Origin of the sequence: Pantoea rwandensis, assembly GCF_000759475.1 — a bacterium.
Lineage (GTDB): Bacteria > Pseudomonadota > Gammaproteobacteria > Enterobacterales > Enterobacteriaceae > Pantoea > Pantoea rwandensis_B.
Genome location: NZ_CP009454.1, coordinates 1,074,895 through 1,089,759, shown reverse-complemented (window position 1 = coordinate 1,089,759; position 14,865 = coordinate 1,074,895). Strand labels below are relative to the sequence as shown.

Genomic DNA, 14,865 nt, shown 5'->3' with positions numbered 1-14,865 from the left:
CGGGGTTACTCAGACCGGGCTTTATCAGCAGTCGGTCTGGACGCTGCCTTTGTTATCGCCGCCGGTCGCAGGCGGGCGACGGTTAAAGCCGCCGTCGGTTTTCGCGAGCGAGTTCTGCAGCGCGGTCAGCGCTTCACGGTCTTTACCGGCTTCGGTTTCCAGCGCCGAAAGACGATCTGAAAGGGATGTTTCCAGCTTGGTTAACTGGCCCGTGAAGCTGTCGCCGTTCTGCTGCACCTGTTCAGCCACCGCAGTGACCGCCGCGCTTACGTCGTTAAAACGCTCGTCGTCGGTCTTGGATTTACGGCTGAACATCTCTTTCACGCGGTTCAGCAGTGACGGCCCCTGCTCGGCTTCTTCATAGAACTCGATCAGGGTTTCTTCGGCGGCGGTAAAGAGGTTGTCTTTATCCAGCTTGCGGGACGCCAGCGGGTTAGCTTTGGCGGTAGCGCTGAAACTGAGGTATTCAGTGCCGAGGCTTGCCGGGTCATCGGTGACAGCCAGGCCAACCAGATAGGCTTCGCCGGTATCTGAGAAATTCGGGTTCACTTCAATGGAGGTATAAACCTTCTGACGCGCCCTGGTCATTTCGACAAGCTCGGGCGTCGGGTCGATATAGCCAAACAGTGCAAGCTTGCCCGCCAGCGGACCTTCGGTGATTTCTTCGGCTTCAACCTTCGTCACGTCACCGAAACGGCGGAATGTGCTGTCGGCTGCGTAACCCTTGAGGTGTTCCATGTTGATGCGAGCACCGTACACGGTCGGGTTATAGTTTTTCGCCATCTGCGAAATCCAGTCGCGGGAAATCTCGCGACCATCGGTAGTAGCGCCCTGGACCGCGATGCGGAAACGCTTTGCTTTAGTTGCCTTAGTTGCCATTTAACAGGCTCCGGTCAGTGGATTGGTTCGGTTCGGGGCCAGTTTCCCCGCCACCACCCAATCCCTCAACGAATGCCCGCCCGCTCATGTACCAGCAAACAGCGAGTGCAGGCGCGCGTTTTTCGCCGTCGGTAGCCTTATCGCCATGAACATGACACCCGGCACCATCATCACCGATCCGCGCCGTCAGGCCGCGCTGCTTTACTGGCAGGGATTTTCTGTGCGCCAGATTGCGGAGACGCTCGGACAAAAAACGCCAACCGTGCAGAGCTGGAAGACGCGCGACGAGTGGGAAAGCGTTGCACCCATCAGTCGCGTGGAAGCCAGCATGGAAGCCCGGTTGATTCAGCTCATCATGAAAGAGGTCAAGGGGAATGGTGATTACAAGGAAATAGACGCGCTCGGGCGTCAGATTGAACGACTGGCCCGCGTTGAGCGCTATCGCGGCAGCGGCAACGAGGCCGATTTAAACCCAAACGTGCGCAACCGCAATAAGGGCGAGCGCCAGCCGCCGAGTAAAAACGTGTTCAGCGACGAGCAGACCGGAAAGCTTACCGACCTGTTTATGGACGGCAGCTTTGATTATCAGCTCAACTGGCACAAAGCGGGCCTGACGCACCGTATCCGCAACATTCTGAAATCCCGCCAGATAGGCGCGACGTTCTACTTTGCCCGTGAAGCACTTATCGATGCGCTCACCACCGGCCGCAATCAGATATTCCTGTCAGCAAGTAAAGCGCAGGCGCACGTTTTCAAGAATTACATTATCAATTTCGCCCGCCTGGTTGATGTTGACCTTAAAGGCGATCCGATAGTGCTGCCAAACGGTGCCAGCCTGATATTTCTCGGTACCAACGTTCGCACCGCGCAGAGCTACACCGGCAATCTGTATCTGGATGAATATTTCTGGATACCGAAGTTTCAGGAGCTGCGAAAAGTCGCCAGCGGCATGTCACTGCACAAGAAGTGGCGCACCACCTACTTTTCAACGCCGTCCAGCCTGTCGCACAGCGCTTACCCGTTCTGGTCAGGTGAGCTGTTTAACAAAGGGCGGCGCAACCGGGATGATCGTATCGAGATTGACCTGTCTCACTCTCACCTGGCGAAAGGCGTGCTGTGCGGTGATAACCAGTGGCGACAGATTGTCACGGTTGAAGATGCGCTGTCGGGCGGGTGTGACCTGTTCGACATCGATCAGCTGCAGCTCGAATACAGCCCGGCGGAATATCAGAACCTGCTTATGTGCGAATTTGTTGACGACGAAGCCAGCGTATTCCCATTTGCCGAGCTGAAGACCTGCATGGTCGACAGCCTGGAGGAATGGAACGACTTTAACCCCTACGCGCTGCGCCCCTTTGATTATCGCCCGGTGTGGATTGGTTACGATCCCTCGCATACCGGCGACAGCGCCGGGTGTGCCGTCCTTGCTCCACCGCTGGTTAAGGGTGGCAAGTTCCGCGTGCTGGAGCGTCATCAGTGGCGCGGTATGGACTTCGCCGCGCAGGCGCAGTCGATTAAACAGCTCACCGAAAAATACACCGTGGAATACATCGGCGTTGATGCGACCGGCATCGGGCAAGGCGTTTTCCAGTTGGTGCGCCAGTTCTTCCCGGCAGCGCGTGAGATCAAATATTCGCCCGAGGTGAAAACCGCCATGGTGCTGAAGGCGAAAGACACCATCACCAGCGGGCGACTTGAGTACGACACGGGGCAGACGGATATCACACAGTCATTTATGGCTATCCGCAAAACCATGACTGCCAGCGGCAACCGCTCCACCTACGAAGCCAGCCGCAGCGAAGAGGCCAGCCACGCTGACGTCGCCTGGGCAATCATGCACGCCCTCTTAAACGAACCGCTTACCGCTGCCAGCGGCGGCGAATCATCCTCATTCCTGGAATTTAACTGATGACAAAACATAAAGGCCGCAAGGCTTTCGCCGCCAGAGCACAGACAGAGCAGAGCACACAGCAGAGCCAACAGCCTTTCGAGGCGTTCAGCTTCGGTGAACCGACTGCCGTGCTTGATAAGCGCGACATCATGGATTACGCCGAGTGCATCCATAACGGGCGCTGGTATGAGCCGCCGGTCAGTTTTCACGGTCTGGCGAAAAGCCTGCGCTCGGCAGTGCATCACAGTTCGCCGCTCTATGTGAAACGTAACATTCTGGCCTCTACGTTCATCCCTCACCCGCTCATGAGTCAGCAGGAGTTCAGCAAATTTGCGCTGGATTATCTGGTGTTTGGCAACGCCTTTGCCGAGCTGCGCCGCAATACGCTGGGCAAGCCGCTTCGACTGGAAACCTCACCGGCGAAGTACACGCGCCGTGGCGTGCAGGATGGCGTTTACTGGTTTGTGAATGAGTGGAAAGAGGCGCACCAGTTTGAAGCGGATCAGGTTTTCCACCTAATCGAACCGGATATCAATCAGGAGCTTTACGGCCTGCCGGAATATCTCAGCGCGCTTAACTCCGCCTGGCTGAATGAGTCGGCTACGCTGTTCCGCCGCAAGTATTACCAGAATGGCGCTCACGCGGGTTACATCCTGTATATGACCGACGCCGCGCAGAGCAGCAGCGATATCGAGCGCATGCGTCAGGCCATGCGAGACACGAAAGGGATCGGCAACTTCCGCAACCTGTTTATGTACGCGCCCAACGGCAAGCCCGACGGCATCAAGATTTTGCCGCTGAGTGAAGTCGCGACAAAGGACGATTTCTTTAACATCAAGAAGGCCAGCCGGGATGATCTGTTGAGTGCGCACCGCGTGCCGCCGCAAATGATGGGCATCATCCCTGATAACACTGGCGGATTTGGTGACGCGGTGAAGGCGTCTCAGGTATTTGTCCGCAATGAGCTGACTCCACTGCAGGAGCGCATGAAGGAGATCAATAACTGGATTGGTCAGGAGGTTATTCAGTTCTCACCTTATGTGCTGACTGTTGACCAGGGTTGATATGAAAATCCGTTGCCGCTGCGCCGGTTGTGAAAGGCATCGTAAAGGCTGGCCCGGCTTTCAACCCTGTCTGAAAACCATCCCTGCAGGTAAAGTGTCGCCCCCGCCAAAGCACCCCTGATTTGCCCCTCTGAATACACCCCGCCAGACGCGCTCAAACGCGTTTTGCGGGGTTTTGCCGTTTCGCTCCCTCGCGTTCGACACTGTGCCGTGCGCCCGCCTCCGTGTGGCTGGCTCAGCCTCCGCATACATGTTTGCACCCCTCGCGCGCAATGCTATCCCCGCCACGCCTGCCCGCTTCATAGGTCGCTTTTCATGCAACTGCATCATACAAACAAAAGCCCGCCATTACTGGCGAGCTTGGGCCTAAACTTTACTTACGGAATCATGCGAATTCATGCAGTAACTACATGCACCCCACTAAGTGGTTGGTGGTGATGGCGGTGGTGGTGGTGCAACCACAGGATTAGTCGTTGGATTAGTTGTTAAAGTGGTATCTGTAGGGGGTTGAGCAAGTATTTGGATAAGGTATTCGAGGGTATAGACCCCCATCTCAAAAGCGACTATGACATCGTAACGACGCTGGGCTATGTCCCTGATATCTTGAGAGACAGACTTGTTTTTTTTGCCCCAATATAGACGCCATTTCAGAAATTTCAATCTGATTCGAAGCCTAACTGACTGAGCGTCCAGCGAAACCAAAGCTGTAATAAATGTAAATATTTCGCTTAATAAAACAGAAATGAAAGGCACTGCAGCTATAAAAATTTCTCTTTTAGCTTCATCTTTGAACATGGGCGCAAAATGGAGAATGAAAGTTCCCAATCCACCCCCACCTAAGACCCCAACAGCACGGTTACCTTCTTTCTTTTCTTCATCAGCCATGATGGGTTTTCCCGACTTTCTCGTTCTTTGCTATTTCATCTAAGGCTCTGAAAATTTGGTCATTTTTATTAATTTTTATTTTTTTTCGGAATTTTTCACCATCTTTATTTGTGTAATTCACTTCAATATTTTGCTGAGGCCATAAGAAAGAGATGAGAATGCGTATTGTTACTCTTAATGCATAGAGTAAAGCTGGGACTGCGCATGCCAGCCCCAAGACACTAAGAATTATGCCAAAATCATATGACATAAACCTTCCTATTATTTATAGATATCAACGAGTTATACTTAACCAAACTGCCTGCCGACTTTGACGATAGCGTAAGTTTCTTTGATCTCGCCGCCAGAATTCCGCGTAATTTTCTTCATTTTTACCGCAAAAAGCTCGCCAAAGATATGGGGGGCATCCTCTCTTTTGAGTAAACGCATGAATTCATCATCTTCCATGCGAACTGTTCTTTTTTCATTTAGGAATTCTACTCGCCATCCCGACTTTTTATCAGTATGAGCCGAAATGAACGTTACAGAAGTATCAAATTCATCTTCTTCTTCTCTTACTTCAAAAAGCACTTTAGGAGATTTAAATTCGTCGGCTTCATCCTTCTGAATTTCAAGGATTTTAGCGTCGTCGCCGCGCTCTTTTTTGACGCCAAAACTGTCGATACCTTGTTGCAAAAGAGGTTGCCTAATAAATGAGTCTACTGCCTTCCTGATTTCAGGAGAGTTGACTATTTTTTCTACATCAGCAGAACAAGTAATTTCTTCTCCATCAACCCAAAGTTTTACTTCACCTCCAGGCTCACCCGTTTCAACTATGTCGATTTTCCTGCCATTTAGTCTTCTTAAAATTTCGATTACGTTATCAGTGCCGATAAGCGCTTTTCCTGCAGATAGGCCCAACAGCTGCAGGATGTCTTTAGCATTCCTGAGCTTTTGTTTTACTTCAATTTCAAAACCAAAAGATCCTGCGATTAAATCCGCATCAATGTTTACTTCAATGCCACCTTCACCATTAATCAAGCTGTCGGCAATGTAAATCGCTTCACCTAAACCCTTAAGACTTTCAGCGAAAGCGATAATGTTCATTTTGTGGTTATCTAATGCTTCGCCTTCATAAATGATTGTTACTGACTGAGTTTCGGTCGACATGGTGAGCTTCCTTGGAATGAAAATGCGCCGATTTTACATACATTAAGTTAGCGAATCTACTGTGTTTATTATCATGTAAATAAGAAAAAACTCATAAAACATGATAGCCGGCGCAAATTTTTAGTACTTTGTGCAAGCATGCTAATTTAAAGGTCATGTAAGCCTAATGGAGAAGGGAGCACTCAAATTTCAATTTTTGCAAGTAAATAATGCCCTCATGAAGTGAAACCGGGTGCTGTAACTCGATCATAAAAACAAAGTCAAAAGTCCTGCCTAGCCAGAATCCTCCGCCAGCCTCCTTAGAACGCTGGAAGAAAACCCAGCCGCCGAGATGGAAGCATTCTAAGCTATCACCCCTATAAACTATCTGGTAATTTGCGTCGCTTCCCGCCATTTGTTAACGCCTCGCAATGCTAGTTGTTCAAACGCGTTGCCGCCAAAATCAATATTTTGTCATTCGCGCAGTTATCAATGCAGCCAACTGCCATCTTCAAAGACATTCTGCAGCAGATCATTTAGACGGCGCTTATCTTCATCCAGACTAGCGCCAAGCATCTCAATTTTTGTATAACTGCCCTGGCGAATCTGCACGATGGTTTCGGGAAACAGCGCGCAAACCCGCTTGCTGACTTCTTCATGAAAAGCACCCATCACCGACTGGCTTATTTTTTGATTCTTATCGAGCATGATTTCAACGCGCATCGCAGTAACCTATAGGATTATTTATCAAGAGGAACAGCCGAAAATACGACCGAAAATTGTTTGTTTGCCATCGCGGTGTTGCTTGCAATCTCAGCTATCAAGCTGAGTGCTATTTCCCTATCTCTTTCCTTGCAGATCCCTTCTGTAGTTAGCCTTGCTATCAACTCAACCCGCTCAAGCATAACCCGCTCTTGTAATTCGTTATCCACGCGCCCTCCCCATCGAAATAACTGTACATCTATACAGTATCATAGCAAATGAAGTTATCGAAAGAAAAATGTTGCAGCAGAAACATGTTTTTATCTGCATGATATGAAACACCTTTTTTCATCATAACCACTGCGGCAAATAAACTGCATAACCACAGTGGTTTAGCTATAAGTTGCCCTGTTTATGCTAACCTTGGTCGATTACTGAGCGTTTTTTGCTCTAACTTGCTCTGCCAATCGGTTAAATCGTTCTAATACGCCGATAGTTTTGCGCTCAATTTTTGGTCGGAATAGATCGCCATAGGCCGAGCTGTAGAACATCCGGCCTGCAATCTCTGTCTGTGTACCACCAATTAGGCGCACAGCCAGCCCGCGACTAATCGTTTCACCGCATAAATCTCTCACCTGGCTTATAACGTTGTCGCAAGCTGCCTCAATTTTGTCTGATCGCCGCAGTTTCTTATGCCGCTTTTTGGGTTGCTCTGCCCTTATCCGGGCAAGAAGCTGGCGCCGTTCTTTCTTACTCAAGCCATCAAGCTCAATTTTTTCGAAGCTTTCAGGTGGGTTTGAATCCTCAGATCTCAAACCTCCCGTACAGTTATTGACAGAACTCCAAGAGGACGCGGGCGCGTCCTGAAGGTCAAAATCAAAAGCAACGGCACGCTTCGGAACGATCTTCCACTGTGCCAGACGGGTTAGGATTGGCGTGTCTTCACCAACTTCAGTGGCAAATACACCCTTAATACGTACTGTTTCTTCGCCGTATTCGTTTACTTCATCACTGGCCTGATACCAGGTGCGAACCGCCAGATCATCACGACGGACAAACGGCCCACCCTGCGCGTTAACGTATCCGGCCCAATCACCAGCGTCGGCAGCATCATGCGCAGCAGCAAACTCAACGCTCAGACCGTGGGCTGTTTCGCTGTCTGCCATGCGGCGCAACTCGCGATATACGGTGACAGGTGCACCACCGACAAACTGGAACTGACGGATGTGCCAGCGAGCGGCCCATGCGGAAACCGCAGGCGCAGTCTCTTTCAGATCTTTACCGCTTTCATCATCCAGCTCACCATCGAGCGCATAGCCATCAATGTTTTTGGAAATGTATTTCGCCACGTAGCCGGTAGCACTACCTTTTTCTGGATCAATAGCTTCAGCGTGAAAGCGGGCTTTACGGGCTTTATAAGTAGTCAGCTCGCCGCTGTCTTCGTGGTATGCGTAATCGCGGATTATCTGGCGCACCTGATCCACATTCTCAGGAAGCATGAACATCAACATGTGCCAGTGCGGAGTGCCGTCATGATGCGGCTCAGCAACGCGGATGCCGAAAATACGGATATCTTCGCGATGCAGTTTGGCGCGGATTTTTTGCCATACCGTGCAGAGATAGCGCTGCGTGTCTGAGGGACTTGAGCCGTTCCACTTACGGTTACGGTGGCCTGATTTGATAGTGGCGTGATAGCGGGCTGGCGCCGTCAGGGTATAAAACTCACCCACAAAGCCCATCTCGATGCAGATGTTTTCAAATCCACGGATGCGGGTCATCAGTTCGCAACGACGGATCGCCGGATTAGCCACGCTGCCGTCGTATTTATCGATCAGGCTGATACGGTTGCCTTCTTCGTCTTCCAACTCCAGCGACTTCAGAAACTCGCGCGTGCGGCGCTTTTGCTCGCGCCATTCAGCAACGGTCATATTGCTGGCGTAAGGGGTGTGCTTTTTACTGACATTCGCCAGCGCAATCTGAAGATGTTCACGCCATGAAGCTGCTACGCGGCGCAGTCTGCCTTTCCACCATTTTTCCGTCTGCATGCGCATGATTGCCGGGGTAACTTCTTCCGGGTCAAACAGGCGCGATGTAACTTTTTCCCACAACGGCGGAGTCTGGTTCAGCTCCCGCGTGATAGCAGCAGCGGTCATATAAACGCGGTGTGTGTACTTATAATCTGACTCATCGCTGGCCTGATGATGCGCCTGCACCAGTTCAGCCAGGATGAAATTTGCAACATCGCCAGCCAGCAAATCAACATCCGCTCTTGCCATATCTGGCAGGCGATTAAAGCGGCGCATTAACTCCCACAGAGCACCTACAGGTCTGGCAGCTCCGGTGTTTTGCGGTGCGTTATCAGTGAAAATATTGATTGTGCCGGCACTCATATCACCGAGGCGATACTGAGCGCTGACTACCTCAACACGTGGCAATGTGCGCTCTACGAAAGTCTTCGTAAAGTACGCATTGGCACGGGCTGTACCCTGTGTTTTTTCCAGATCACTAATACGACGCTTAACGTCGAGTTGCACCAGTGTTGGCTGCTTTTCAAGTAGCTCCTGTGCGTGCACTAAAGCCGCAATCATCTGGTTGCGGCTGTGCATTTCCTCGTAAGTAGGATATGGGCTGGCGATGGCGCTTTTAGGTTTATTCCAGTCGTACGCCCAATCTGACAGGATTACAGACTCCATCATATTTCGAAGGCCAACTGCGGCATAAACAGATCACGCTCAGCGTCATAATTGAGTGAACTGGCGCTGTTCATATATTCAATGCGCTCAACCAGCACAGCAGCTCTGGTCTCTTTACTCGCAGGCGCATACGCGCTTTTGTTCCAGGCTTTGTCTATTCCGATATTTCGAGCAACGTTGGTGCTGTCTGCCGATGAGAGCGGCACACGCTTGAACAGGTCTTTGTTAAGCATACGAAGCCCGTGCAACTTCGTGATCGGATATCCATTTTCATCGACAACATGACGGATAAGATCACGCAAACGTGCAGCACACTGCTTTGGCCTACTGGCGTCATACTCACCCATAGATCCCAGCGCCACGCGTGGAAACTCGTTGCACAGACGAATAAAACGATCGTCTGATTCGTTCATATGCCACACGGGAACCCCGGTTACTTTCCCGTGGGGCCATTCAGCTATCAGCGCGTCGTTTTCTTCACCACTTCCGCCAATCACGTCGGGAATAATGGCAAATGCAAATCGAGGGTGATTCGACCAGCGAGCCACAAAGTCGTAATAGCTACCCCAATTCACGGCGCGCTTTTTAGTCCAGAAACTGAACGCGCCATTATCCAGCGCAAAACTCTGGCAAACCTCAGAGGCCAGCAAAAGCTGACCTGGGTTGGCAAAACTGATAAACGCGTGCCTGCCTTTCCATGCTTTCAGTGCGCATGTCTCTGGCGTGATAGGCCCACCGTGGAAATGAATCATTGCGGCACCCCTGCTTCAACAGAGATGTCTGGCCCGGACGCCATATCCCAGCCAATCACAGCAAATTCATTCTGCGGTTTGAGCACTGCGATAATTTCCGCACCGCGCTTTGCATCACCGGCTTTGCTGCCAATGCTGCGAGGGGCTGTCACTGAAGATGTGTTGAACCGGCTGTATAGCTGGCGGGTGAACTCGTTATCGCTGTTTGAACAAACCACCGCATTCGTATCAGCAATACCGGCTAACATTGAGGCAAGTTGGCTATGCTGCTCTTTGCCAAACCCATCACCGAAATACTGACTGAATGTGCCGTCATATGGCGGATCGCAATAAACAACATCCCCGCCTTCAACCATCTGCAGGGTTTCTTTGAAGTCAGCACAGATGAAAGTCGCGCGCTGTGCTTTTTCGGCAAACGCTTCAATTTCAGCCAGTGGAAAATATGCGGTGTCGTTTTTGGCGAACGGGGTATTAAATCCGCCTTTCTGGTTATAACGACAGAGGCCGCGATATCCGTGACGATTCAGGTACAGGAAATAAACGGCACGCTGCAAAAGCGTCAGTGAAAGACAAAGATTAAACTCTCCACGGATGCGGTAATAATCCTCAAAGTTCGCGTTCTGGTTAAACATCTGCGCCGCCATAACAATAAACGGGCGTGTATGCTCTTTAACCTGACGATAAAGATTAATAAGATCGGGATTAATATCAGCGATTAAATACTGAGGATAATCCGTATTCATCATTACTGCGCATGAACCCGCGAAAGGTTCAACCAGACGCTTACCTTGCGGCAGATGAACGGAAAGAGCGGGCATAATGCCCGCCTTGCTTCCAGCCCATTTCAGAATGGTGCTCATACTGCACCCCCTGAATAATGGGCGCTCTTGAGTTCGCCGATTGACTTACAGGTCACACAAAGCTGGACGCCCGGCAGCGCACGGCGACGGGCTTCAGGAATTTCGGCGTCACATGACAGGCAGAAAAACTCACTCGCACCGACAGGGTGCTGTTTTGCGTTCGCCAAATTGCGCGCCAGCTCTTCTTCAACTCGCTGCTGTACCAAGTCCATTGAGTCAGCCATTAGTGCACCGCCTCACGCGCTTCGTTCTCAAAACGTTCAGCTTCCTGACGAAGCAACTCAGCAGCTTCTACGCTGTTCAGACCTTTCTGCTGAATGCGCATAGCCAGATCAGTTAAACGGCGAGCCACCTGCAGGCCACGCTCTACGCGTTCTTCTGTGCGGGCCTGTGTGATGATCGTGGAAAGCTGCTCCACCTCGGCTTCGAACTTACGGGTTTCAATATTTCGCATATCTCTTTCTCCAGAATTTGGGCAAAAGAATGCCCGGCGGGTTTACGCCATTTATTTGCTTGGGGTTAATTAATTAGACAGAGCCAATCTTTTTGGAAATAAACTCACGACTGCTTTTAATTGATTCATTGCACGAATAAGCGTCGCTTTTTCATCAGTAGTCAGTTCACTAAAATCAACATCGTGTCTGTCTTTACCGATGTTCGCTAAAAAAAGAATCGCACTTAGAGCTCGTTTGTTTTCCTGATAATTTCCGTCTCTTACATCGCGCATATCAGAAAAGAACCGCGACAACTCTTTTTCACTATTACCGCCAAACTGAGAGCGAATTGCGGAAAGGTGATTTAAAGCTGAAACCCGCTGGCCTGCTGTCAGCTCGCCCAGCATTGCATTACCTTCGATAGCCATGATTTACCTCTCTGCTTTACTTCTTTGCCCTGGCTGCACATTACCGGATGCCATGGCTTGCCTTTCTCACCCATAATCCAGCCGTTTCCGTAGGACATTGACGGGCTTTGCTTCTTCAGGCGTGCTGCTAATGAGATCATTACGCCGCCCTCAACTCATGCCGATAGAAGCACCCAGCCCGCTAATTGCATCCACGGTTGAGGCTAAAGTCGGGTTGGAATGGATACGTGTCTGTACTGCCAGCGCTGCCAGCATCATGCAACGAATACCGGTATTAGCCGCTTCAACGATCCCGCGACGGCAATTAGCAGTTACCTTGCCAGAACCAAATGCGCTTGCTGCCAGCACCCCCACTTCAGCGGTGGCTTTCAGGACATAAGCCGAATACTTGTCTTTAGCCATTTCGTTTACTGGTACACACGGCAGGCACTGCAACTGCGCCAGCATGCCATCAACCAGTGTTGCGTCTTCTGTCAGGTCGGTAAGCAGCAGCATTTCTTCAACCGTCAGTTTGTGCACCTGATCAGGATTCAGCTTGTTGCGCAGTGTCTGCACTTTCATCTCTGCACGCTGCGCCAACTCGGTCAGGTTATGAGTGGCAGCAAACTTGCGACAGGCTTCATCAAACTGGCTTTGGGTGGAAATCTTAAAATCAAACATGTGCGGAATCTCCCTATTCACTTAATGTGAATTAGCCGCCAATAATGAGTTGGAAGCGTGAATGACCAAAAGCCTTACGCAGTTGTTCTTCTTTCCAGCGCGCGTAATAGATGCGGATAGGGCCACCGGCTTTCTTGCAACCCTTGCGGATTTTGCGAGGTTCGATAGGTAATTGAGGGTTATCGCCAGTTGTCCAGCGGTAGACAGTTCGTACAGAAACACCCTCTAACTCTGCAAATTGCTCAGCGGTTACGACAGGTGCAGGTACTTTGATGATTGCGATTTCAGAAGCCATGTAGCATGATTCCCAGTTAGCCAATTAACGACACTGATTGCATTGTGTTTGCCAACGTTTGCCATCAGTGCACTTCAACAAGACGAAATTTACTACCATTTTTCGAAGTGGTCAACATGGAAATTAAAATGAAATTCGATACATCGAAGCTAGACAATGTAAAAATCCTCGACAGAATCTGCGCCGTGTATGGTTTTCATCAAAAAATCCAATTAGCTAATCACTTTGATATCGCGGCAAGTTCCCTCTCAAACCGCTACTCGCGCGGCAATGTCTCCTTTGACTTTGCAGCATTGTGTTCAATCGAGACAGGAACTGATTTGAACTGGATACTGACAGGCGATGGGAAGCCAAATGCTCAAGCAACCGTCGGGAAACTAGATAATTGTGAAGTCATCGAACTTGATAAATTCACAATTAGTGAATCTAACCTCACTCAAATAGGCACTTTTGGGATTGATGTAAGCTTGCTTAGCAAACCTGATGGAAAATTGTTCTGCGTAATGGTCGAATCCGCGGCCTTCATCATTGAGGAAAGCAGCGTTGTTTCAGATGGTGAAAAGCTGATCGATGTTGATGGGGTTATTAGCATTCGAGAAATCGCGGTTTTGCCTGGCAAACGCCTTCATGTCACAGGGGGCAAAATCCCTTTTGAATGTTCATTTGAAGATATACGTGTGCTTGGCAGAGTCGTTGGTATTTATCGCGAGGTTAAGTAATGGCTGTTCGTAAACTGCCCACTGGTGGCTGGCTCTGCGAAATTTACCCAAACGGTGCCGGAGGCAAACGCACCCGCAAGAAATTCGCCACCAAAGGTGAAGCCTTAGCTTTCGAGCAGCATGCAGTGCAATTGCCTTGGCAAGAAGAAAAAGAGGATAGGCGGACGCTCAATGATTTGGTTTCTGCCTGGTACGGCGCTCATGGCATCACACTTAAAGATGGAGAGAAACGCCAACTTGCAATGCGGCATGCACATGAGTGCATGGGCGAACCACTTGCTCGCGATTTTGATGCTCAGATGTTTTCTCGATATCGCGAACGCAGATTAAAAGGTGACTTCGCGCGCTCTAACCGCGTTAAAGAAGTATCCCCGCGAACCTTGAATCTTGAACTCGCTTATTTTCGTGCAGTGTTTAATGAAATGAGCAGGCTGGGTGAATGGAAGGGTGAGAATCCCCTGAAGAACGTCAGGCCTTTTCGCACCGAAGAATCAGAAATGGCGTGGCTCAATCATCAGCAGATTAATGTATTACTGGCGGAATGTAGGAACAGTGAACACGCCGATCTCGAAACAGTAGTAAAACTTTGTCTCGCAACAGGCGCAAGGTGGTCTGAGGCTGAAGGATTGAAAAAAAGTCAGATATCTAAATTTAAAATCACCTTCACCAAAACTAAAGGTCGTAAAAATAGAACCGTTCCGATTACAGAACAGGTCTACAAACTTATTCCAGAAAACAAAACTGGAAGATTATTTGCTGATTGTTATGGTGCGTTTCGTTCAGCTTTAGACAGAACAGAAATAGAGTTGCCAGCAGGCCAACTAACCCACGTTTTACGGCACACCTTTGCCAGTCACTTTATGATGAATGGTGGAAACCTTCTAGTTTTGCAGAGAGTGCTGGGGCACACTGATATCAAGATGACGATGCGTTATGCACACTTCGCTCCCGACCATCTTGAGGAAGCAGCTAAGTTAAACCCCTTGGCTACAAGTGGCGATGAAATGGCGACGCAGACGGCTAACAGTGGCAAATAGAGGTTAACATTTTCATGTTATGTCATTGTATTAAAACGCAAACTATTGTTTTTCCGTTGCTATTCAACTTTCTCATAATCGCTTGGTCGCTGGTTCAAACCCAGCAGGGGCCACCAAATTTAGTTATGAAAATCAGAAGGTTATATCAACTCAACATTTTAGACATTTAGATCACTTTAGCTGCGTCCTTTTCATCACCCGAAATCAGATTTTCAATTGTCACGCCGACTAAGCCCTTATGGCTGAAACTGCTTAAGAAGCGAGATCACGCCCACGTTAGATAGCGGCCTTGTAAGCATTCTTCCTACCTACTACAATCTCTCTAAATTCGACGAGAAAATACTATGCAAAATCGAGCAACCAGCGCCAGGATTACTAAACAGCAAATCTATCGATCTGTAGCAAGCTCGACGGCTATTGAAACTGGCGAAAAAGTGC

19 protein-coding genes are annotated in these 14,865 nt (G+C 49.7%); 4 read left to right on the top strand and 15 right to left on the bottom strand.

The features are described 5' to 3' along the window. Positions 1–24 precede the first annotated feature (24 nt). Positions 25–879 (bottom strand): GPO family capsid scaffolding protein, encoded by an 855-nt coding sequence (locus tag LH22_RS05060; RefSeq protein ID WP_038644600.1) that lies wholly within the window; start codon positions 877–879, stop codon positions 25–27. Between the two features lie 145 nt (positions 880–1,024). Here LH22_RS05060 and LH22_RS05055 point away from each other — a divergent pair, with 145 nt between their 5' ends. Beyond that, a complete protein-coding gene (locus LH22_RS05055; protein ID WP_038644598.1) occupies positions 1,025–2,788 on the top strand; it encodes a terminase ATPase subunit family protein in 1,764 nt (587 codons plus the stop codon). Beyond that, on the top strand, positions 2,788–3,834 hold the full coding sequence (locus tag LH22_RS05050; RefSeq protein WP_038644596.1) for a phage portal protein: 1,047 nt from the start codon (positions 2,788–2,790) through the stop codon (positions 3,832–3,834). Before LH22_RS05055 ends, LH22_RS05050 begins: the two co-directional genes overlap by 1 nt. Before the next feature lie 420 nt (positions 3,835–4,254). On the opposite strand, the gene LH22_RS05040 is transcribed toward LH22_RS05050, so the two are convergent. The 14 genes from LH22_RS05040 to LH22_RS04980 form a co-directional block, all read right to left on the bottom strand. Beyond that, positions 4,255–4,719 carry a hypothetical protein gene (locus LH22_RS05040; RefSeq protein ID WP_052059351.1) on the bottom strand — a complete coding sequence of 155 codons (465 nt, stop codon included), beginning with the start codon at positions 4,717–4,719 and terminating at the stop codon, positions 4,255–4,257. After that, on the bottom strand, positions 4,712–4,969 hold the full coding sequence (locus LH22_RS05035; RefSeq protein WP_038644593.1) for a hypothetical protein: 258 nt from the start codon (positions 4,967–4,969) through the stop codon (positions 4,712–4,714). Before LH22_RS05035 ends, LH22_RS05040 begins: the two co-directional genes overlap by 8 nt. A 38-nt stretch (positions 4,970–5,007) precedes the next feature. After that, positions 5,008–5,868, bottom strand: coding sequence for a hypothetical protein (locus LH22_RS05030; RefSeq protein ID WP_038644590.1), 861 nt, complete (start codon positions 5,866–5,868; stop codon positions 5,008–5,010). A gap of 468 nt (positions 5,869–6,336) precedes the next feature. Beyond that, positions 6,337–6,570: a DinI-like family protein gene (locus LH22_RS20510; protein ID WP_038644586.1), complete on the bottom strand. Its 234-nt coding sequence runs from the start codon at positions 6,568–6,570 to the stop codon at positions 6,337–6,339. A 17-nt stretch (positions 6,571–6,587) separates the two neighbouring features. Then, positions 6,588–6,779, bottom strand: coding sequence for a hypothetical protein (locus LH22_RS20505; RefSeq protein WP_071845586.1), 192 nt, complete (start codon positions 6,777–6,779; stop codon positions 6,588–6,590). Between the two features lie 201 nt (positions 6,780–6,980). Next, positions 6,981–9,245 carry a replication endonuclease gene (locus tag LH22_RS05015; protein ID WP_038644584.1) on the bottom strand — a complete coding sequence of 755 codons (2,265 nt, stop codon included), beginning with the start codon at positions 9,243–9,245 and terminating at the stop codon, positions 6,981–6,983. Continuing rightward, positions 9,242–9,994, bottom strand: a complete 753-nt coding sequence (locus LH22_RS05010) for a hypothetical protein (protein ID WP_038644582.1) — start codon at positions 9,992–9,994, stop codon at positions 9,242–9,244. The genes LH22_RS05015 and LH22_RS05010 overlap by 4 nt, the downstream gene beginning before the upstream one ends. Continuing rightward, complete coding sequence (locus LH22_RS05005; RefSeq protein ID WP_038644580.1) at positions 9,991–10,854, bottom strand: DNA adenine methylase; 864 nt, start codon at positions 10,852–10,854, stop codon at positions 9,991–9,993. Before LH22_RS05005 ends, LH22_RS05010 begins: the two co-directional genes overlap by 4 nt. Next, positions 10,851–11,078: a TraR/DksA family transcriptional regulator gene (locus tag LH22_RS05000; RefSeq protein WP_038644577.1), complete on the bottom strand. Its 228-nt coding sequence runs from the start codon at positions 11,076–11,078 to the stop codon at positions 10,851–10,853. The genes LH22_RS05005 and LH22_RS05000 overlap by 4 nt, the downstream gene beginning before the upstream one ends. Beyond that, entirely contained in the window at positions 11,078–11,308 is a 231-nt protein-coding gene (locus LH22_RS04995) for a DUF2732 family protein (protein WP_038644575.1), read from the bottom strand. Before LH22_RS04995 ends, LH22_RS05000 begins: the two co-directional genes overlap by 1 nt. A gap of 69 nt (positions 11,309–11,377) precedes the next feature. Then, on the bottom strand, positions 11,378–11,716 hold the full coding sequence (locus LH22_RS04990) for a DUF5347 family protein (protein ID WP_038644573.1): 339 nt from the start codon (positions 11,714–11,716) through the stop codon (positions 11,378–11,380). After that, entirely contained in the window at positions 11,680–11,856 is a 177-nt protein-coding gene (locus LH22_RS20035; RefSeq protein WP_071845585.1) for a phage filamentation protein Fil family protein, read from the bottom strand. The genes LH22_RS04990 and LH22_RS20035 overlap by 37 nt, the downstream gene beginning before the upstream one ends. A 10-nt stretch (positions 11,857–11,866) precedes the next feature. Beyond that, on the bottom strand, positions 11,867–12,376 hold the full coding sequence (locus LH22_RS04985; protein WP_038644572.1) for a phage regulatory CII family protein: 510 nt from the start codon (positions 12,374–12,376) through the stop codon (positions 11,867–11,869). Between the two features lie 31 nt (positions 12,377–12,407). Next, complete coding sequence (locus LH22_RS04980; protein WP_038644571.1) at positions 12,408–12,671, bottom strand: hypothetical protein; 264 nt, start codon at positions 12,669–12,671, stop codon at positions 12,408–12,410. Between the two features lie 128 nt (positions 12,672–12,799). Between LH22_RS04980 and LH22_RS04975 the strand changes: the two genes are divergently transcribed. Together LH22_RS04975 and LH22_RS04970 are read left to right on the top strand one after the other, a co-directional pair. Further along, the gene (locus LH22_RS04975) at positions 12,800–13,390 is read left to right on the top strand and encodes a phage repressor protein CI (protein ID WP_038644569.1); all 591 of its coding nucleotides are present in this window, start codon (positions 12,800–12,802) and stop codon (positions 13,388–13,390) included. Then, positions 13,390–14,427 (top strand): phage integrase, encoded by a 1,038-nt coding sequence (locus tag LH22_RS04970; protein ID WP_038644567.1) that lies wholly within the window; start codon positions 13,390–13,392, stop codon positions 14,425–14,427. The genes LH22_RS04975 and LH22_RS04970 overlap by 1 nt, the downstream gene beginning before the upstream one ends. Positions 14,428–14,865: the final 438 nt, after the last annotated feature.